Genomic DNA, 21,260 nt, shown 5'->3' with positions numbered 1-21,260 from the left:
TGTGGAACTTTAAGCCAGTTTTAGATCAAACTGAATGCGGTATTGCACCATATCTTCAATGGTCAACACGGGCATATTGTGCAGTTTGCCAAACTCGATGATTTCGGGCGTTTTTGCCATGCTGCCATCTGGGTTGGTCAGTTCGCACAACACACCGGCTGGTTGTAAGCCTGCCATCTGCATCAAATCGACCGTACCTTCGGTATGACCACGGCGCGCCAATACCCCGCCCGCACGAGCACGCAATGGGAATACATGGCCGGGACGCGCCAAATCTTCTGGCTTTGCTTGTGGGTTCGCTGCGGTTTTGATGGTGGTGACGCGATCTTGCGCGGAAACTCCCGTGGTTACGCCGTGTTTGGCCTCAATGGATACCGTAAACGCCGTTTGGTTAGCGCTGTTGTTGTTGACCACCATAGGCGGCAGGGCTAAACGATCGGCTTGTGTTTCTGTTAGGCACAAACAGACAATGCCGCTGCATTCACGGATCATCAGCGCCATTTGCGCTGTAGTAAGAGATTCTACTGCGTAGATAATATCGCCTTCGTTTTCGCGATCTTCATCATCGAGCAGCAGCACACCACGCCCTTCACGTAAGGCTTGCAGTGCGTTTTCTACACGAGTAATTGGGTCGCCGAATTCGGCAAGTAATGAGGACTGATTCATGGTAATACTCCAAAAAATGACCAGAATCAGGGCTTATGAGGGATCAAAATCCAAAACGAAAAGCACTGAAAACCGAAAGATGTAGCAACGCCGCACCTTGAGATTCAGTGTGTTTGTCATTCTCTCTCATCCGGACTGTAACCGTCGGCTCTGGCTTCTCACCAGATCTGCTGACCTCGACGAATCGAGCGCTCGTGGGCTCGCCTTGCGGCATACCACCGGTGGGGAATTTCGCCCCGCCCTGAGAATATTGTTGTGTTTCAGACGATTCTGAAACGCCGCTTAGTGTAGTCAGTTCAACAGGCGCTGAAAAGCGTTATGGATAAACTTGTTTTGAATATCACCGTTTTTGAGCAAGAAAAGTCGATGAAACAGAAGCATCAGAGAGAAAACCGCGCGGATAGAAAAACAGCGCAGACTCGCTGCGCTGTTGACCTGATGGCTTAAGCTTTAACCCTGATCAGGCGTGTTTCAACGGGGTATTTTGCTGTGAGCGCGAGATCGCACCGTACAGCACCCAACCGAAGAAGGTCGCAATCGAACCAAGCATGACCGCGGTTTCACCTGAACTGTACAACGCATAGAAGCTGTACATGGCACCAATAAAGGCCATCACGTTGGCCACTTTCGCTTGGCTGACAGGCACATTGAGCTGCTTTTGCATCACGCCCAGCGCGGCCATAGAGAGGATGTACGGAATAATATTGGTCACGACCGCCAAATTCACTAACGCCTCAAACTGCTTATTGAGTGAGGGACTGATGGTCATCAAACTCAACACGGTTTGAATACACACGATGGTCAGCATACCCACCACAGGAGCATCGGCTTTGGTCACTTTAGAGAACAATTTCGGGAAGAAACCTTCATCGGCCGAGGCTTTAAACACTTGCGCGATGGTAAATTGCCAGCCAAGCAGAGAGCCAGTACAAGACACGATCGCACACGCCATGACAATCGCGCCCATGGTTGGGTTAAACATCTGCGCAAAAGCCAGACCAAACGGTGCATTCGAGTTAGCCAGATCGGCGTTTGGTACAATCCCAGCAATCACGTTGGTCGAGATGATGTAAATCACCGCAGCCCCCAAGGTGCCGCCCATGACCGCAATCGGTACGTTTTTCTCTGGGTTTTCCACCGCATCAGCATTAGCACACGCCGACTCCAAACCTAAGAATGCCCAGAGCGTCATTGCAATTGAGCCGCCGAGCGCTTGGAAGAATGGCAAGCCATGTGGGTTCCATGCCGCACGATACAAGTCAAAATCAAACCAGTACCAACCGATGATCGATACTCCAATCACCGGAATGATGATGCCCCAAACAGTGACACTCGAGACTTGGCCAGTAATACGCGCACCACCAAAGTTGGCCACAGTGGCTACCCACAATACCAAAATAGTCGCAATACAGGTTTCAATCGGAGTGAGATGAAAATCAAACAGCACATCGGCATAGCCGACAGCGGAAATGGCAATCGCCACGTTGGCGATCAACAAGGAAACAGCATAGGTATAGTTGGCCATAAAGTTGCCACTGCGGCCAAACGCGTATTCGGCGTAACCACCCATACCACCGGATTTTTTACTGAACATACCGCATTTTGCAAAGGCAAACGCCAAGGCAGTTGAGCCTGCGGCAGTGACTAACCAAGATAAGATAGAAATGGTGCCGACTTGGGCAAGTTGAGTCGGGAGCATAATGATGCCCGACCCCATCATGTTTACGATGGTCAGAATGGTGAGTTGCACTACACCAATTTTGTTATTGGATTTACTCATGGTATTCCCCTTCTATGGGTCTTTTCGTGTTGTCATCGGGGCAGAAACCTCTGCCCCGATGCCCCGATTAACGTTTCAGTACATAACCCATGGCTTGCACTCGTCCCTCGCCTGTCGGCTCCAGATACACCCCTTGCAATTCAGGCGCAAAACCCGGCAGCAAGTTAATGCCTTCTTCTAGAGCGAGGAAGTAACGCTGTACTGAACCGCCCCATATTTCTCCCGGAACCACACACAACACGCCTGGAGGGTAAGGCAGTGCGCCTTCAGCGGCGATACGGCCTTCCACTTCACGCAGTGGGACTAGCTCAACCTGACCACGAACAAAGGCCAAGTTCGCTTCTTGTGGGTTCATTACCGCACGTGGGAAATAACGCGCGCGGAACATCTCTTTTTGCAGCTGTTTCACATCATGGCTGACATACAGATCGTGCATTTCCTGACACAACTGACGGATGGTGTAGCCTTTGTAACGCTCGCGATTCGCACGGTACACGTTCGGCAATACTTCGCTCAGTGGTGCATCTTCTTCAATCAAGCGTTCAAAACGAGCAATTTGCGCCACTAAATGCTGCATCTTCGCCATATCTTCGGCTGGGGTGAGCAAAAAGAGGATCGAGTTCAAATCGCACTTCTCTGGGATGATGTTGTTCTCACGCAGGAAGTTGGCCAGTATGGTGGCCGGAATACCAAAGTGCTCGTATTCGCCGGTTTCTGGGTCAATCCCCGGTGTGGTGAGCAGGAACTTACAAGGGTCAACAAAATACTGACCATGTTCGTAACCTTCAAACGCATGCCATTTCTGACCCGGCTCAAATTCAAAGAAACGTAAATCATCGGCAATTTGCTCGGTGGGGTGAGATTGCCAAGGTTTACCTTCGATCATTGGTGGGATGAACGGCTTGATGTATTTGCATTTTTTCATCAGAAGCTTACGGGCTTCAATACCAGTTTTCACCGCTTCACGCCATAGGTAGCGGCCACTGTCCCCTTCGTGCATCTTGGCGTTCACATCGAGCGCCGCAAACAGCGGGTAGAATGGGCTGGTTGAGGCGTGCAGCATAAAGGCGTTGTTAAAGCGTTTATGGTTGCAGTAACGCTCTTGACCTTTGATGTGGTGATCTTTCTTGTGGATTTGCGAAGTTTGTGAGAAACCCGCCTGCTGTTTATGCACGGACTGAGTCACGATGATGCCCGGATCTTCAGGCTTCAAATCGAGAAGAAGTGGCGAGCAGTCTTTCATCATTGGGATGAACTGTTCATAGCCGACCCACGCTGAGTCAAACAGGATGTAGTCACACAAATGACCGATGCGATCCACCACCTGACGCGCGTTGTAAATCGTGCCGTCGTAAGTACCGAGCTGAATAATGGCAAGACGGAATGGGCGTTTCGCTTCCGCGCGGCTTGGGTCGACATTACGTACCGCATCACGCAGGTAAGATTCGTTAAAGCAGTGTGCATCAATCCCGCCGATAAAACCAAATGGGTTACGAGCCGTTTCTAAGTAAACCGGTGTCGCACCCGCTTGAATTAACGCACCGTGGTGGTTGGATTTATGGTTGTTGCGGTCAAACAGCACCAAATCTCCCGGTGTCAGCAGCGCGTTACACACCACTTTGTTGGAGGCCGATGTGCCGTTGAGTACGAAGTAGGTTTTATCCGCATTGTACACTTTCGCAGCATAAGCCTGCGCATCATGTGGGGCGCCTTCATGGATCAGCAAGTCGCCCAAACGCACGTCTGCGTTACACATATCCGATCGGAACAAGGTTTCACCAAAGAAATCAAAGAACTGGCGACCAACCGGATGCTTACGGAAGAACTGACCACCTTGATGGCCTGGGCAAGCAAAAGTGGAGTTCCCCATGTCTACGTATTTTTTCAATGTACCAAAGAAAGGTGGCAACAGGCTTTCTTGATAACGACGTACGGCAGTTTCCACTTGCTTACCGTAGAACTCGACTTTGGCATCACACAGCTCAAATACCCCGGTGATATCAGCGCAAAAATCATCTGGGAATTGGTCTTCGCAGCACACAGCAACAAAGATCGGCAGTTTCAAACCGGTCGCATTCATTTTATCTATGACGCCGTTTTGTACGTCTTCGACGGAAACCACCGCCGCACCGATGTCACAGAAGTCGGTTTTCAGTACATCCACCACTTCACGTTGGGTCGTGAAGCAAGAGCGAACCGATAAACTCGTAGCAATTTTTAATGAATTCATATTTAGCCTTTCTTATTTTTTTGAATAAACGAATTCCAAGCCAAATTATTTTTAGCGTGCAGGAAATCGCTCAGCAAAATAAATATTGCCGTCACAAAGGCTGAGATAGAAATAATGGAGAGCCTCAGCCTAAGAACCAGTGAATATTCTTTTGCTTAATAATGATATTTTTTCTTGGGCATACCTAGAGATTCACTCAGTTACGGTAGGAGCAGGCAAAACCAACATGATTTCACATCACGCCAAAGGGCGTAAAAATCAATGAATATGCCTTAATACCTCAACATGAGGAAAGCAGGTATAGGACGAACCTTTAGCTGACAAGCAGCCTAAAGCTCTCGTTACAGATGAGATGTCGATTGGGTAAAGAAAGAGTAGTCAAAGTAGTCACGGTGAGACGGCATCATGATGTGCCGAGTCCTGCGAATGTGTGCCATGATTTTTGATTTCTTTTTCATATACAACTCCGTTACAAATAATCAAGAAACCAGTTTACGTCGTTTTGCTTAGAAAGCAGGCGCATTCTATACCCCAAGGAAAAATTAAAATTTGACCATCATCACACCTTAATAAGCATAGATATATATTTTAGATTTATTTACCAACAATAATAGGTATTACCATATATACCTCAATATAGACGCCTATTTATACGTTGATTGAATTACAAAATCCGCATTAAAACAGCACAACACACTATTTATCACCCCATAAACAAAGAGAAAAAATGCAACTCTAATAACAAATACCACATATTTAATTACATTCAATAACACTGCTATTTTTCAATTTGACGTGACATCCTGCTACCCACCATCAAAAGAACTGTACAACATTCGTATCACCCCAAAATGCGTGTAATCTAAGGAAACCAATATTTGGCACTTGCTCACCTAGCAAAAATTGCCGCACAATGCCGCAACTGATTGCACTTCAAGTCACTCCGGCATGTACCCAAATGACTTGACGTTGCCGCCAACACGGCTGCAGTCTCAAGTAGTAATGAGATAAACAGAGGGAAAAGAAGAACGAGATCCTTTCTTTCATGTTACAACTCAACACCCAATCGCTAGGACACACAATAGCTTATGGATAAGCATCGGATTTTTGAATTAGCCAACCAACTTAGGTGCGCAGAAAACTCAGCATCGATACACCATTGGTTCGATGAGCTTAAAAAAGACATTTCATTTGAATTCAGCATATTAGGCACATTTGGAGAGCGTTCGCCTCTAGAACCACTCTGCTATGGATTCTCTCCAACCCAATTTTCTACTTGCTTTGGCCATAAAAGAGCAGAAAACGATCCTTTCGTCGCGGCAGTACTGCAATCTGGACGAGGAATAATGGCTTTAATGGATCCCTATAATCATCCCGATTACGGAAAAAGATTACTTCTCGCTGGCCAACATGGCGAAAAGAAAGCGATTTTTCTGACTTCCTTTGGCAATAGGCACCCATCCAGTGATGAAATCGATACGCTCTATTTACTCACGCCCCATTTGTATAGTGCGTCAGACGCTATCGCACACCAAGCACAGCAGTTGCATCTACCTCCGCCTCTCAATCCATTAACCGATCGAGAATGCGAACTGCTGCCATGGTTAAAGCTAGGAAAAAGTAACTGGGAAATCAGCCGACTATTGAACATCAGTGAACGCACAGTGAAGTACCATCTGCAAAACATTTATCGGAAACTGGAAACGCATAATCGTACCCATGCGATTGCGAAAGCGATTGAGCTCGGTTGGTACAAAGAATAAACAACAAAATGGATAGGCTTAGAAATTCCTAAGCCTATCATCAAGATACATTGCTAAACTGAGGCAGTCTGCGTTTGCTGTCTCAGCACTTTCTTCGATTGTCCTGTGACTTTGAGTAATGCAGGAACCAACAAGAGATCCAAGATAAGTGCAATCATTATTGTAATGGCCGTCATCAAGCCCATATCGGCGTTCATCTTAAAGCTGCTGCTTGCCAACACCAAGAAACCAGCGCTGAGCACCAAAGTGGTACCGATAATGGCGACACCTGTTTCTCTGATTGCTGCCACAATCGCCTCATTTTCTGATTGCCCTTCTTTACGCGCAGTATGGAAACGATAGAGCAAATGGATAGTGTCATCGACCACAATACCTAATGTCATACTCGCAATGACGGATAGACTAAGCCCAACTTCGCCCACCAGAATGCCCCACAGACCAAATGCGATGGAAGCAGGTAGCACGTTAGGTAACAGACTAATTAAGCCTAAACGTACCGAACGCAGCACAAGGCCAATGAGCAATGAAATCACCAGCAAAGCTCCCGCAGATGCCGTTAACATGCTGACGTTATTACGGTAACCAATATGAGCAAACATGATGTCGGCACTTACTCCAGGGCTTACGCTCGATTCAGGAAATAGAGCTAACAATTGTTGGCGTAAGTTTGCTTCAAGGCTCACCAAATCGTTGGAAGACATCTTCTTCGCCGTCACAACCACTCGCAGCTCTTGTTTATCCAGTGCAACTTGATTGCTGAGGGTTAAACCATAAGGCAGAGACATGTCATAAAGCAGCAAGGTTTGCGCAGACAAATCGGGATCCGTTGGCAATTGGTAGAAAGCCGGATCATCGTTGTGCAAGCTGCTATTCAAACGCTTCATGATGTCAGTGAGTGACTGCACATGATAAACACCCTGTGTTTCACGCGCGGTTGCCACAAAGCGGTCTAGCTTGTTCAGGAAATCGGGCGATGTCACCAGCTCTCCTTTTTCCGGTCTGATCGCGTATTGAATACTCGCTACACCAGTGAGATTCGCATAGGTAAAATCATTCGCTTGGCGCACCGCATAAGAGTGATCGAAATACTCAAATAGAGTGTCATCAATGTCGTTGCGAACCATATTCACGGCGACAACTAGACTGCACACCACAACAACCGCGATTTTCAACACTGGTTTGACCATTGACCACTGAGCAATACGCTCTAGTGGCTTTGCTGAACCTTGTGGGTTTGAAACGGGCAGCGGTTTCACTTTACGCTGACGGCCTACCGGCAGCACAGCAAGCAATGCGGGGACCAAGAATAAGGTCAACAACATGGCAGCGAGCACACCCATAGCCGTGATATTACCCAGATCGTTAAACGGTGGAGAATCACTGAAGTTCATCGAAAGGAAGCCCACCGCGGTGGTCAAGCTGGTCAAAATGATCGGTAAGCGGTGTTTACGCATGGAGTACTGAAGCGCGTCTTTTTTCACCAGCCCATTTTGAATCCCTTGTCGGTATCCTTGGAGGAAATGGATACAATCCGCTACCGCCATCGTTAAGATGATCAAAGGAGCAGAAGCCGATGGCGAGGTAATGGCCATACCAAGCCACCCGGCTGATCCTAAAGCGATAAAGATGGATGAGACGATCGTGAGTGTCATCACGACTGAACTCCAGACACTACGTAGGTAAATGCCCGTTCCAACAATGATCAGCAGTAATGCTGCTGGAACCAAACTCCCCATATCACGTTGGGCGGCCTCACCAAACGCATCGTTCTGCATCACTTGCCCAGTCAAGTAGAAAGAAAGGTTTGGATAGCGAGCTTGCATCTCTTGCTTCTTGTCTTGCCAAAATTGAGCAATTTCACGCACTTCTTCAGATTGCCCTTCGGTGGTCAAACTGACGAGCACATTAATCGCTGTCGAGTGTGCATCCTGAGCCAAGTAGCGGTTCACTAACTCCGGTTGCTTTATCGCATACGCTTTCTTCTCTTGTAAGCCTTGAGGCTGATTCAAGTTGGCCTGAGTGATGAAGTCTTCAACGATCAGATCATCATTTTTCGCATAGGTGTACTGGTAATTGCTTATCGAATCCACACGATATGAGTGCGGGGTTTGCCATGCGTAATCGGTAAGTTCCAATACCGCTTGCAATACCTCCGGCTGAAATACATCACCCAATTTTGGATGTACAACAATCAACACGCTGTCATTGCTGTTGTATTTATTTTCAATTGCTTCGAAAGCCACTAAGTCTGGGTTGTCCTTACTAAAAAAGACTTTGTAATCATTATTTAGGCTGAGTTTACCTAGCCCCATAAAAGCAATAACCATAACAGCAAGCCACGCCATTATAACTAGCCAAGCTCTGGGCGTTGTCCATTTTTCCATGGTGAATTATTTCCTATATATTATTTAAGCTTTTTGTGGAGACAAAATAGAAAGTCGGTAATTTTCTATCGCAATCGCTTCTGTTTTCACTTTCTTTACTGCCATTTCTATTGCTTCATCAACATCAACATAGATTGGCAAATTAAAATGCTCAGCAATCGTAATTAATCGGTTTCGAAGATCCCCACCTACTGTGATATAGGGAATATTCAGCTCTTTAACTGTTGATAAAAGAAGATCATTCGAAAGTTGTCGAAATCTTTCTGATACAGGTCGATGACCATCAGCTACCAGATCAAATTCAATGGGCAAATGGACAAATTTTGTATACGTCTTCTTAGCATGGCGTTTAGCGACATTTCCAAATGCATCAATATAACCACGATGAACCGATAAATAAGGTTTCCCCATTAAACGTTTTATAGCCAACACTAAATCACTGTCGTTAGGGTTAATTCCTGTTTCAAGGCGTGCAGCCCCATAAACCCATTCGTGTAAACATGAGCCATCTGAGAAAAATTTGTTACCGCACCGCTCTTCATTGACAACTCGTTCACTTAAACGACTTAAACCTAAATTAAGCAACTCAGCAGGGTTACACTGCTCTAGCGTTTTTCCAGGTACAGCATCCGGAAGGATCTCACGCATTGTTCTTGCCTGAGTACGTGGTACTTGAGTAGCGATAGAAAGCGCTTCGGTTAATGTTGTCTTTCCTGTGGAATAGGTTCCTGATATGGCAATTTTCACGCTACTTCTCCTTGTGGCATCTGTGGTAATTGGTGGCAAAGCTTGGCTGTTAAGTTGAACTCAGGGTGTCCCGCAACAGAGCCGGATACCGTGGATAAACGCCATGATTGGTCATTCTTGCTGACTAAAGCATTCTTTAAACTTCTCAATGTAAGTATGTGCTTACGACGAGGGATAATGGGATATGGTGTAGATACAGAAACTGAGCGCATCCAAAGGTTGTGAGTATTACTACGATCCAAGTTATCCAGTCGGTACATGATGAGCTGAGCTAATTGAGCAAAACAGGTAAGCCAATCCACCATCATTAATGCATTAGGGTATTGCCCCATAGCACCAACAGATTGTTTTTCAGGGCATTGGAAAACTAATTCACTGGAAACCGCACAGACGGAGTCGCTAAATGTGCTATTTTCCAATTGACAGCGTCTAAGACGGAAATCATCGCTAAAATATTCATCATTATCTTCTGAAGATAATTCACAAAGATTCAACTTCCCGATGGAATGATCAATGATGACTTCAACTTCCATACTATCTAATGTTGTTTTTACACGACTGAGCATACCAAACATACTGTCTATAGATGGTTCAGAATTAATCAAAGTAGCATTCACAATGACGGAGTCTAAATTTTCCAAAGCTTCTGCCCCTGCTTTTATGGATATATTTCTAATCCATGATTGTGCCATTTGATCTTTAGAAAGATGGAAGCTTCTCTTAATAAGACCATAAGAAATTTGGCCTGCAATTAAAAATGCATCGATCGTACTCAAATGCGGCTTTCGTTCTTTGGTTTTTTTCTTAGACCAATCATTTTTATAAGAAACGCTAATTAATCCCTGAGCGTGTTTTTCTTGATAATGAATACTACATTGATACTGAGTGCGCTTATAACCCTCACCAAAATAACGCTGTTCAGCAGGGCCAAGAATATCATCAATCGTTGCAATGATTTCTTTTCCTTGGCTTCTCAGATTAATCAGTTCTAATTCCATAATATAAAAACTCCTTACGTAACAATTTGTGTATTGGAGTTTTTATGCTACCTATTGCCCTTCTATTTTTACCCTGTCCACTCAGATCTTAAACCTGTCCACTTGGACAGGTTCCACTTTCTCCGAACTCCGGTACTTTGCTTGCGAGATTGGGATTTTTATAAGGAAATGAAGATGAGAATGTGGTCAGCCATGTTGCTAGCACTTTCCAGTAGTGTGATGGCACAACAAACTCTGTCAGGGTTAGATATCGCAACGGAAATGGTGAATCGAGATAGTGGCTATCTCTCTTATACCGCTGATGTTCAAATGAAAATCAGTGCATCGAATGGTGATACCGTGACGCGCCAATTGATGATCAAAGGAATTGAACAAGAGAACGATGGCGACAAAATCGTGACCTATTTTCAAGCACCTTTGGACATTGCGGGAACCGCGTTACTCACGTTCAGCCACGCGATTGAGGCGGATGATCAATGGCTCTACCTGCCTTCGGTCAAACGGGTTAAACGCATTTCATCCAATAACCGTTCAGGTCCATTTATGGGTAGTGAATTCGCTTATGAAGACATGAGTTCTTGGGAACTGGATAAATATCGTTACGAGCTAATTGAGGAAAAGACGGAAAACGGCCAGCAATTCTGGCTATTGGCGTGCTACCCACAATATGAAAACTCTGGCTATTCCAAACTGGTCGCCTGGATCGACCAATCCATCTACCAACCCAGAAAGATTGAGTATTACGACCGTAAAGGCAGCTTATTTAAGCAGCTTTCTTTAACGGAGTATCAGCAGTTTAACCAGCGTTACTGGCGACCCAAATTCGCGCAAATGGACAATCTGCAAAACCAGCGCAGCTCAACACTGATTTGGCAAAACATGCAGCTGGGTGTTGACGTTCCCGCTTCTTATTTTGAACCGAATCAACTTCGCAATGCATACAGGCATAACTGATGGCGAACAAACTGATTTACGCCCTATTGCCATTCTCTCTTTGGGCGTCATTCTCCGGCGCCGAGGAGAAAGTTGAAGGGTATATCGGCCTTGCTGCGGACTTTTATCAAGAGTCCTCTCCCAGCTCGGCGTGTTGTGATCATTTTGCAGCAAGCCTAATCCTTGCACCCAGAATGTCTTGGTGGAATGAACAAGGGTGGACCGTAAACGTCACCCCTTATATGGAATACGAAGCACCATCCGAACAAGGGTTGATCAATTTTCGGGAAGCAAACCTGACCTATGCTGCGGAAACCACTGAGTGGCTCATTGGCTATGGATTGGTGTATTGGGGCGTTACGGAAGTCTACCAACCCGTCAATATTGTGAATCAGTATGATGGGCGCATCGCATTGGGTTACGAGGAAAAAATGGGGCAACCTATGCTGCAAATGCGCTGGTTGCCAGAGTGGGGAGAAACGCAGTTTCTTATACTGCCATTTCATCAAACCAGAACGTGGCGTGACCCCAATCAAAGGCGAGCTTTAACTAAACCTGTAAGCCGTGATGCACTTTATCCTGACGGCGAACAGCCTCTCGATTTGGCGAGCCGTGTGAGTTTCTGGCAGGATGAATTGGATATTGCCTTGAGCGCTTTCTATGGCAATAGCCGTGAGCCCTTGCTGATAGAAGCAGCGAGTGAATGGCAACAAAGTTACGCCAAAATTTTTCAGTTCGGCACTGAGCTGCAATGGACAAAGGATGATCTTTTAGTCAAAGGGGAAGGAACACTGAAATCGGGAGAAGGCAGTACCTACGGAACACTCGTCGCTGGCTTTGAATATTCCCTGTATGGTTTTAGTTTTTCTCAAGGGCAATTGGGACTGATTGCGGAATACACTTGGGATAACCGAGATACTTCTGCCCCGGCAACCATTTATGACAACGACCTATTTTTAGGGCTACGTTGGCAAGCCAACGATGTGAGTGATACCGAACTGTTGCTCTCCGGTCTGTTTGATTTAGAGGATGCTTCGCAGATTTATAAACTCACTGCCTCCGGTCGGATTAACCATCACTGGCGCTGGGTGGCTGAGAGTTACTATTTATCTGCCATGGCCAATAATGAGCCGATGGCTTACCTGAGCAGTGAAAGTTATCTCTCTATTAAAGCTGAATTCTACTTTTAACCTATACCCTTCCTACTTGAAGCTGTAGGTTGGGTATACATCTTGGGTTTAATGATCGAGAATTTAAAAACCTTCAAGCCGAATTGAAACTCGGCTTGAAGTAACTATTAATCATCGTGAATTAACGTAAGAAAAACCGTGTTAGCAGACGCTGCACGGATTTACGATAAGTCAGCAGCCAACCACTACGTGGCAACCACGCGGCTGAACGCAGCACCGTCTTACTGTGCGAAAAAGTCTTAAAGCCTTCGATTCCGTGGTAATGCCCCTGCCCTGATTCACCAATGCCGCCAAATGGCGCATCATCCGCCGCAACATGCATTAAGGTATCGTTCACACACGCACCACCACTGTGGGTACGCTGCAAAATATGATTAGCCAGATGGCTCTCTTTGGTCATCACGTACAGCGCCAATGGCCGTGGGCCTTGATTGACTCGCTCAATCGCTTCTTCAATATTGCGATAACCGATCACCGGCAGGATCGGGCCAAAGATCTCTTGTTGCATCACCAGCATGTCATCACTGACTTCGGTTAACAGATACGGCAGCATCTGCCTTGCTTCGAGTTCTACCGTTTTGCCCACCACAGTATTGAGTTTGGCACCTTTTTGCTGTGCATCATCCAAACAGTGTTGTAATCGGTCAAACTGCGCTTGGTTAATGATTTGTGTCACATCCATACGACCATGACGGATAAAACGGCGCGCAAAACGCTGCAAATAAAGCTCAACGAAGGTCGCGACTTTCGCTTGCGGCAGCATGACATAATCCGGTGCTACGCAGATCTGCCCGGCATTGGTGGTTTTACCCAGCATGATGTTATCCACGCTGCGCGCGAGATCCGCATCGTCAGCGATGATCACTGGAGATTTGCCCCCTAACTCTAACGTCACAGGTGTTAAATTTTTCGCAGCCGCTTGCGCCACTAACTTGCCTACGGCGGTTGAGCCTGTAAACAGCAGATGATCAAATCGCAAGGCACTAAAAGCCGCGGCAACCTTCGCATCACCTTGTACGCAAACCGCGATATCGCCTAACGCGGCAATCACACGCGCTAACACCTGATTGGTGGCAGGTGTGTACTCGCTCAATTTCACCATCACTTGATTTCCCGCAGCAACAGCGGTGATCAGTGGTGCAAGACTAAGCAAAATAGGAAAATTCCAAGGCACCATTACCCCCACGACGCCCAAGGGCTGAAATTGCACTTCAACACGTGAAGGCAGCAGCATCCATCCTGCATGTCGCCGCTGCGGCTTCATCCACTTTTTCAGTTGCTTAGCCGTGTAATTGAGATGATTTAACGTTGGCAGTAAATCGCACAGGCCGCTATCAAAACGACTACGGAAACCGTAATCTTGATTCACGGCGGCAATCAGGGCTTCGTTTTCACGCAATAAAGCCTGTTTGAGCTGGGTTAAACGTTGCAAACGGTGGGTCAAACTCGGATAAGGCGTATTGGCATACTGCCTTTTTAGGCGCGTAAATTCAGCCTGCAAAGCTTCGATTGCTGACGAGATTTCCGGTGACTCAGCACGAGACACCACAGAGAGTTGAACCATAGTAAACTCCGCAGAAATAAAATATACCCAAACTACTTGGAGTTGCAGGTAGGCGGCAAGTGAGTTCATCCCCATGAGCATAGATACACTATGTGATTGGGGTGAACGAACGTAGCCAACACCGCTGCAGCTTCAAGTAGGAAGGGTATAAGCACCCCTCGGGCGTAGAGTATCTTAACTTGGCAAGCTGTAAATCAGCTCAGGGTTGATACCAAAACTGGTTTTGTGCTCTTCAATCACAAACTCACTACGGGTTTGAATCACGCCGGGTAAAGAGCCCAGCTTGCCCGACATAAACGCTTGATACGCTTTCATGTCTTTGACGCGCACTTTAATCATGGTGTCAAAATCACCAGAGAGCGAGTAACAGGCTTCGATTTCTGGGATATCCGCAACAGCATGAGCAAAACGTTCAAAAATTGAGAAGCTGCTTTGATCAAGCCGAATATGGATAAAGACCTGCACATCCAAGCCTAACTTTCCCGGATCGAGATCCGCGTGGTAACCGCGAATGTATCCCTCTTTTTCTAAACGTTTTACCCGCTCTGAACAGGGCGATGTCGTGAGATTAACCAACTTGGCCAGCTCAACGACCGGTAAACGCCCTTTGGCATGTAAGATCCGCAAAATATCGCGGTCAACTCGATCCAGACTCATACAGCAACATCCTTTGACTGTTTAGACCCGAATACAATACTGATAACCCCCAATCGGCAGAAATAGTGTGCGGCAAGGCGTGATGTACCTCACGCAAAAGGGCATTAAGCGAGGGTGATAAAGGGAAACAAAAGAAAATGAGTGCAGCGGAAATCAATCCGCATGAACATCAACCACGTCAGAAAGGCGTGATACTGTTTGATATTGAGTGAAATTGGCAGCGATCGAATTTAAGAAACTCGTGCACTCGTTAGCAGATCATGCGACTTAACGCGCTCATTCTGCAGGTTACAGACTCGGCAGAAATAGCGTTTCTCCATCTGATAGTAGTGTTGGCCTTGCATCAACATGGTGAGAAATTGTTGGAAACCTTGCCAGCCTTCAGGTTGTGACTGCACACGTTTCATCACCATTTTGTGTGCGGTGTGTTTACCACAACCACGACAATACGCTTTAGGCATGACGGAGATCTCCTATCTGATTGGTTACTATTGACAGTTGACGCATTTTGCAGCGGTAAGTTCCGAAGACATAATTTTTTGTGCAAATTTCGTGACCTATATTTGAAAATTACTCAATAATACCAATGCAGAGCAAAAAGAAAGCCTCGCGAAGCGAGGCTTGTTCCATAGAGTAAAAGAAGTTTATTCCAGTTCAATCAGCTGTTTTTTGAAGATAGCGTGTTGCGCTTTCACCTTCTCATCAGGTTCACCGGTGAGCAGGCTGACCACAACGATTGACAGGGTTGAAAGGATAATTCCCGGTACGATTTCGTACACATCAAACCAACCGCCAGAGAGTTGTTTCCAAACCACAATCGTCACACCACCGACAATGATCCCCGTTAGCGCACCATGGCGGTTCATGCGTGACCAGTAGAGGCTCAATACCAGCGCAGGACCAAATGCCGCACCAAAGCCAGCCCAAGCGTAGGACACCAAACCCAGCACTGAGCTATCTGGGGTCATCGCTAAAAACAGTGCAATCAGCGAGATGATCACAACTGCGGCACGGCCAACGCGCACAATCTCTTCTGAGCTGGCATCGGTTTTGAACACTTGCTTGTAGAAATCTTCCGCGAGCGCCGATGAAGAGACCAGCAGCTGCGAATCGGCCGTACTCATGATTGCCGCCAAAATTGCGGCCAGCAAAATACCAGCGATGACTGGGTGGAACAGCGAGTTCACTAATAGCATGAAGATTTTTTCGCCATCATCCAAACCAATCGTGCCTGATTGAGTAACGAAAATCAGACCCGTTAAACCGACCAGAATCGCACCCGCCATTGAAATGCCAGTCCATATCACGGCAATACGGCGCGCCGTGGTCAGATCTTTATTAGAACGTGAGGCTTTGAAACGCGCCAAAATGTGCGGCTGACCAAAATAGCCCAAGCCCCAAGCCACTAAAGAGATAATCGCAATCGCAGACAGAGGTTCACCTTTCGCATCATTCCACAGAGTCAGCAACTCAGGGTTAATCGCCGTCAAATCGTGATCAAGCTGAGTAAAGCCCCCTTCCATCGCAGTAATTGGCACAATCATCAGCGCCGCTGCCATCAGCAAGCCTTGCACCAAGTCAGTCCAGGATACCGCTAAGAAGCCACCAAACAAGGTGTACGACACCACACAAACCGTACCCACAATCACCGCAGTGGAGTAATCCAAGCCGAATACGGTTTCAAACAGTTTGCCGCCGGCAACCAAACCCGAACTGGTATAGAAAAGGAAGAACAGCAGAATGAAAAACGCAGAAATGGTTTGGATCAGTTTTGAGTTGTCGTTAAAACGGCGTGACAAAAACTCAGGTAAAGTCAGAGAATCCGTGGTGATACTGTAGGTACGCAGACGCTTAGCGTTCACTAACCAGTTAGCCCAAGTACCAACGAGCAAGCCGCCAGCCAACCAGAATGATTCAATACCGGCGGCATACGCGTAACCCGGCAGACCGAGCAGTAACCAGCCACTCATGTCGGATGCGCCAGCAGAGAGTGCTGCAGGCCATGGCCCTAATGAACGGCCACCCAGAAAGTAATCGGCTGAGTTTTTCGTTCGCTGATAAGCGTAAACCCCAATCGCCAACATCAAAATGAGGTAGACGATAAAGGTGGTTGTAATAGCGAAGCTATTTTCCATTGTGTTTTGTCCTCTTTTTCAAGATCGCCTTTCATGCCCCCTCTTATCCAAAGGGGGCAAACGCAGAAAGGACTAATGAGTATCCACACCTAGCTCCAAGAGCGTCGCGTTTCCACCCACTGCTGTTATATTTATTGTGCGTGTGCGCTCGGTAATAAAGCGCAGTGATAAATGTGGATCATGTGCCACCGGCAAGGTAAGCAGATCCGTTTCTGAAACGAGACTGACAATCGCGCCTGTACGTTTCGCGAGCTGACGGTTGATCGTGGCCTCAACCGACGGGGTTCCGACATATCCAACGCATCTCACATCTGATTCGATCAGTTGGTGATACGCATCGAAAGAAGCAAACTGCAACAAATTTGCCGGAAGAGATGACTGCTGGTAAGCAGCCACTAACGCAGAACTCAACTCTTTATCGTCACTGCAAAAAACGACACTGTTCCCCGCTACGAGTGCAGCAGTCAGTTGAGCCACTACGGCTTGTTTGGCTTGAATACCGTTATCCTCTTGGATGATCAGGGCAACACCACGCCCTGCGGTATAAAGCTCATTGGTTTCTCCGGTAGGCCCAATCAGTTGGTGCGTATGCGCCAACAAAGTCGATGCCTGTTGAAGATGGTAGGAAATCACTTTTGCCACACCGGGCATGCTATTTTCCAATAAAGATTTCAACGCGAGTAAACACTCACATTTCGAGTCAAAGTCGGTCAGATTCCAATTTTCCCAAGCAGAAAAGGCGTCTGAAAAACGGGTTACTTGATGCACCATGATACGTCTCCTTGCTGTGGGTTACTGGTATTGCACTTGAGTAAAGCGGTAAAGATAGTGAGGCCCGCCCGCTTTCGGTCCGGTACCAGACAACCCTTGTCCGCCAAACGGTTGTACCCCCACCACAGCCCCGACTTGATCGCGGTTGATGTAGCAGTTGCCCACTCGGGCATGTTTTTCAATCCAGCGATACGTGGTTTCGTTACGGCTATGAATGCCCATGGTTAAACCAAAACCAGTTTGGTTGATTTTGTCGACGATCTGCGCCAGTTCGCGCGCTTTAAACCGCACTATGTGCAAGATCGGGCCAAACTGCTCTTCACTCAGCGCGGCAATGTCATCAATTTCAAAGGCAGTTGGCGCAACAAAGTCGCCATGCTGGCAAGCTTCACTCAAAGTAAGCTGAGCGATTTTCTTCTGGGTTTGGCTCATGTGTTCAATGTGCGCCAACAGTTTCTGTTTGGCTTTCTCATCAATCACTGGCCCGACATCGGTTTGATGCAGATGTGGTACACCGACTTTCAGCTCTTGCATCGCGCCCTGAATCAAAGTGATCACGCGATCGGCAATATCCTGCTGTACAAACAGCACACGCAGTGCCGAACAGCGTTGGCCAGCAGAGGCAAAAGCGGAACGCAGCACATCACGCACCACTTGCTCTGGCAGCGCGGTACTGTCCACAATCATGGCGTTTTGGCCACCGGTTTCTGCAATAAATGGCACCGGAGCCGCTTCACGTTGCGCGAGGGTTTGATTAATACGTTGCGCCGTGGCGGTTGAACCGGTAAACGCCACACCCGCGATAGCCGGATGAGAAGTGAGTGCGCAGCCGATATCGGCACCGCGCCCCGGTAAAAGTTGGATGGTTCCAGCAGGGAAACCCGCTTCTTGCATCAGCTCAACCGCGCGATACGCGATCAAACTGGTTTGCTCGGCAGGTTTGGCAATCACGGTATTTCCAGCCACCAAGGCGGCACTGATTTGGCCAAGGAAAATCGCCAGCGGGAAGTTCCACGGGCTAATACACACAAACACACCACGACCTTGATGGCTGACACGACGTGTTGAACCATCAAAGCTTTCAACACTGAACTCGCCCAGCACATCGACTTGTTTGGCGTAATAACGACAGAAATCAACCGCTTCACGCACTTCATCAATGCTGTCGTGAATGGTTTTGCCCGCTTCTTGATGACACAAGGCCACCAACTCAGGCATATGCAGTTCAAGCAGATCTGCCAGCGCATCCAATTTACTCGCACGCTCACTGGCATCGAGCGCATTCCAAGTTGCAAAAGCTTGTTGAGCGGATTCGATCGCAGCGGAAACATGATCAAGGTTAGCGTGAAACACCTGACCGACTTGGATACGGCGATCGTAAGGCGCAGTGACGGGCTCTGCACTGTGATCAGCCTTGATCATGCTTTCGTAATAAGAGTGCCCGCCAATGATCGGTGCCGCTTGCCACGTCTTATCTAACCAAGCGTGGATCTTAGCTTCAAACGGCTTCGCTTCACTCTCAATATCAATGTTGATCCCCAATGAGTTTTTGCGCTCGGCAAAAATCTCCGTTGGCAGTGGGATCTTACGGTTATTTAAGGTTTCAAACGCAAGCAGCATATCGACTGGATGCTGAGTCAACGCACCAACCGGGCAACGAGAATCCACCAAGCGATGTACGAACGAACTGTTTGCACCATTTTCCAGTAATCGACGCACCAGATAGGGCAGCAGATCTTTATGGCTGCCCACGGGGGCATAAATCCGTACCGACTGCTGATAAGCCGCTTTCGCATGGTGATAAAGCGCATCCCCCATGCCATGCAAACGCTGGAACTCAAAATCTTTGTGTTGTGCCATCACCGCAATCGCGGTAACGGTTTGCGCGTTATGGCTAGCAAATTGCGGGAACAGATTGCCGCGTACCGATTCGCTCAGTAAGAAACGAGCACAAGCGAGGTAAGAAACATCGGTCGCTTCTTTGCGCGTATAAACCGGATAGCCAGTAAAACCGCGTTGCTGTGACATCTTAATTTCGCTATCCCAATACGCGCCTTTGACTAAACGGACAGGGATGAGATCGCCCTGCTCTTTCGCGAGTGCCGTCAGCCAAACCAATACTGGCAACGCACGTTTGGAGTAGGCTTGAACCACCAAACCAAACTTGCCCCAACCACGCAGCGTGTCGCTGCGATAGAGCTTTTCAAACAGATGCAGTGACAGCTCTAAACGATCCGCTTCTTCGGCATCAATCGTGATGGCGACATCCAGCTCTTTCGCGCGTTCAAGCAGTTGGATAAGTGTGCTGTACAGCTCGGTCATCACACGATCGGCATTCGCCACTTGGTAGCGAGGATGCAAAGCAGAAAGTTTGATCGAGACCGACGGCGCTGGGCTGGTATCCAGACCATATTTGTCGCGGCCTACCGCTTCAATCGCCATCAAGTAATCTTTGAAATACTTGTGTGCATCGGCGGAAGTCAGCGCCGCTTCACCCAACATGTCAAACGAATAGGTATAACCCTTATCACGCATGGGTCGGCCATTTTTCTGCGCTTCTTCAATGGTGCGTCCAAGCACAAATTGATGGCCCATGATCTTCATCGCTTGATGCATGGCTTTGCGGATCACAGGCTCAGTCAACTTATTGACTAAACGATTCACCGCTTGCACTGGGCTTGCGGTATCCCCATCAGCCAAGCCAATCACTTTACCGGTGAGCATCAAGCCCCAAGTTGAAGCATTCACGAATACCGAATCTGAATTTTTCAGGTGGGATTTCCAATCCGCAACGCCCAAGCGATCTTTAATAAACGCGTCAGCCGTTTCTGCATCAGGAATGCGCATTAACGCTTCAGCCAAACACATCAGCAAAATACCTTCTTGGGTATCCAAGCTGTATTCCAAAAGCAGTGCATCAATCATCTGCACCGCTTTTTTATCGCTGCGGATCGCTTCAATTAAGCGCGTGGTTTTCTCCGCCATTGCTACTTTTTCAGCATGGCTTGGCGTTGCGAGAGGCAATAATTGGGTCAGCCATTGGGATTCGTCCACCATATACAGTGGCGAGATCAGCGACCATAGTTTATCCAGCGGCTGCTCGATAAACGCTGCGTTCAACACATCGGTTGCTGTAAACATGTGGATTCCTTCATCTCATACCTGACAGATTGAGTCAGGTTTCCTGCAATGGCTGGCAGTGTATTTTGAGCGTGAGAAGAAAACTTGTCAAAAAGTCCTAGTATTTTGTCAATAACTCTGAGTTTTAACAAAACAAAAACAAGATCACACCAATTCAAGCAAGTTTCATCGCCAATTATTTTGCAATCATTGCAACTCAACAACGATAAAAAGTGAGCCACCCGTCATCAATAAGCAAACAGATGTGTATTCATTATTGTTTTGCCATCAAGAAGAAATGTTATAGAGATTGAGAGCCTCG

Annotated in this window: 16 protein-coding genes, 1 pseudogene and 1 riboswitch; of the genes and pseudogenes, 4 read left to right on the top strand and 13 right to left on the bottom strand. The window is 47.3% G+C overall.

Translation table 11 applies throughout. From position 1 onward, the window contains the following. Positions 1-9: 9 nt before the first annotated feature. Positions 10-666, bottom strand: coding sequence for a 3,4-dihydroxy-2-butanone-4-phosphate synthase (gene ribB, locus CEQ48_RS03170; protein WP_002045535.1), 657 nt, complete (start codon positions 664-666; stop codon positions 10-12). 114 nt (positions 667-780) lie between these two features. Next, positions 781-919, bottom strand: a riboswitch (FMN riboswitch). Positions 920-972: 53 nt separating this feature from the next. Here ribB and CEQ48_RS19875 point away from each other — a divergent pair. After that, positions 973-1,105 (top strand): annotated as a pseudogene (locus CEQ48_RS19875) (histidine kinase). Between the two features lie 21 nt (positions 1,106-1,126). Here the strand turns inward: CEQ48_RS19875 and potE are convergent. The 3 genes from potE to speFL all read right to left on the bottom strand — a co-directional run bounded on the left by potE (position 1,127) and on the right by speFL (position 5,134). Then, a complete protein-coding gene (gene potE / locus CEQ48_RS03165; protein ID WP_089070197.1) occupies positions 1,127-2,446 on the bottom strand; it encodes a putrescine-ornithine antiporter in 1,320 nt (439 codons plus the stop codon). A 67-nt stretch (positions 2,447-2,513) separates the two neighbouring features. Continuing rightward, positions 2,514-4,676 (bottom strand): ornithine decarboxylase SpeF, encoded by a 2,163-nt coding sequence (gene speF, locus CEQ48_RS03160; protein ID WP_089070196.1) that lies wholly within the window; start codon positions 4,674-4,676, stop codon positions 2,514-2,516. 341 nt (positions 4,677-5,017) lie between these two features. Next, positions 5,018-5,134, bottom strand: a complete 117-nt coding sequence (gene speFL / locus CEQ48_RS03155; protein ID WP_001893294.1) for a leader peptide SpeFL — start codon at positions 5,132-5,134, stop codon at positions 5,018-5,020. Between the two features lie 630 nt (positions 5,135-5,764). Here speFL and CEQ48_RS03150 point away from each other — a divergent pair. Beyond that, entirely contained in the window at positions 5,765-6,439 is a 675-nt protein-coding gene (locus CEQ48_RS03150; protein WP_089070195.1) for a response regulator transcription factor, read from the top strand. Between the two features lie 53 nt (positions 6,440-6,492). Here CEQ48_RS03150 and CEQ48_RS03145 read toward each other — a convergent pair whose 3' ends face one another. The 3 genes from CEQ48_RS03145 to CEQ48_RS03135 are packed head-to-tail and all read right to left on the bottom strand — an operon-like array spanning position 6,493 to position 10,568. After that, positions 6,493-8,823 carry an efflux RND transporter permease subunit gene (locus tag CEQ48_RS03145; RefSeq protein ID WP_089070194.1) on the bottom strand — a complete coding sequence of 777 codons (2,331 nt, stop codon included), beginning with the start codon at positions 8,821-8,823 and terminating at the stop codon, positions 6,493-6,495. A 24-nt stretch (positions 8,824-8,847) separates the two neighbouring features. Beyond that, complete coding sequence (locus tag CEQ48_RS03140; RefSeq protein ID WP_089070193.1) at positions 8,848-9,570, bottom strand: ATP/GTP-binding protein; 723 nt, start codon at positions 9,568-9,570, stop codon at positions 8,848-8,850. Continuing rightward, a complete protein-coding gene (locus CEQ48_RS03135) occupies positions 9,567-10,568 on the bottom strand; it encodes an AvrD family protein (protein ID WP_089070192.1) in 1,002 nt (333 codons plus the stop codon). The genes CEQ48_RS03140 and CEQ48_RS03135 overlap by 4 nt, the downstream gene beginning before the upstream one ends. A gap of 180 nt (positions 10,569-10,748) precedes the next feature. On the opposite strand from CEQ48_RS03135, the gene CEQ48_RS03130 reads away from it, so the two are divergent. Then, positions 10,749-11,522: an outer membrane lipoprotein-sorting protein gene (locus tag CEQ48_RS03130; protein ID WP_000269387.1), complete on the top strand. Its 774-nt coding sequence runs from the start codon at positions 10,749-10,751 to the stop codon at positions 11,520-11,522. Next, on the top strand, positions 11,522-12,691 hold the full coding sequence (locus tag CEQ48_RS03125) for a malate transporter (RefSeq protein ID WP_089070191.1): 1,170 nt from the start codon (positions 11,522-11,524) through the stop codon (positions 12,689-12,691). Before CEQ48_RS03130 ends, CEQ48_RS03125 begins: the two co-directional genes overlap by 1 nt. A gap of 121 nt (positions 12,692-12,812) precedes the next feature. On the opposite strand, the gene CEQ48_RS03120 is transcribed toward CEQ48_RS03125, so the two are convergent. From CEQ48_RS03120 to putA, 6 genes are all read right to left on the bottom strand, one after another. After that, entirely contained in the window at positions 12,813-14,255 is a 1,443-nt protein-coding gene (locus CEQ48_RS03120) for a coniferyl aldehyde dehydrogenase (protein WP_089070190.1), read from the bottom strand. A gap of 174 nt (positions 14,256-14,429) precedes the next feature. Next, on the bottom strand, positions 14,430-14,912 hold the full coding sequence (locus CEQ48_RS03110; protein WP_000050915.1) for an Lrp/AsnC family transcriptional regulator: 483 nt from the start codon (positions 14,910-14,912) through the stop codon (positions 14,430-14,432). 230 nt (positions 14,913-15,142) lie between these two features. Beyond that, positions 15,143-15,373, bottom strand: coding sequence for a hypothetical protein (locus CEQ48_RS03105; RefSeq protein WP_089070189.1), 231 nt, complete (start codon positions 15,371-15,373; stop codon positions 15,143-15,145). A 183-nt stretch (positions 15,374-15,556) separates the two neighbouring features. Beyond that, positions 15,557-17,047, bottom strand: coding sequence for a sodium/proline symporter PutP (putP, locus tag CEQ48_RS03100; RefSeq protein WP_089070188.1), 1,491 nt, complete (start codon positions 17,045-17,047; stop codon positions 15,557-15,559). Between the two features lie 72 nt (positions 17,048-17,119). Then, positions 17,120-17,818 carry a 1-pyrroline-5-carboxylate dehydrogenase gene (locus CEQ48_RS03095; RefSeq protein ID WP_000233685.1) on the bottom strand — a complete coding sequence of 233 codons (699 nt, stop codon included), beginning with the start codon at positions 17,816-17,818 and terminating at the stop codon, positions 17,120-17,122. 21 nt (positions 17,819-17,839) lie between these two features. After that, positions 17,840-20,959 carry a bifunctional proline dehydrogenase/L-glutamate gamma-semialdehyde dehydrogenase PutA gene (gene putA / locus CEQ48_RS03090; protein WP_089070187.1) on the bottom strand — a complete coding sequence of 1,040 codons (3,120 nt, stop codon included), beginning with the start codon at positions 20,957-20,959 and terminating at the stop codon, positions 17,840-17,842. Between the last annotated feature and the right edge of the window lie 301 nt (positions 20,960-21,260).

This window comes from Vibrio tarriae (assembly GCF_002216685.1).
GTDB classification, from domain to species: Bacteria; Pseudomonadota; Gammaproteobacteria; order Enterobacterales; family Vibrionaceae; genus Vibrio; species Vibrio tarriae.
This window is presented reverse-complemented; position numbering and strand designations above follow the sequence as displayed.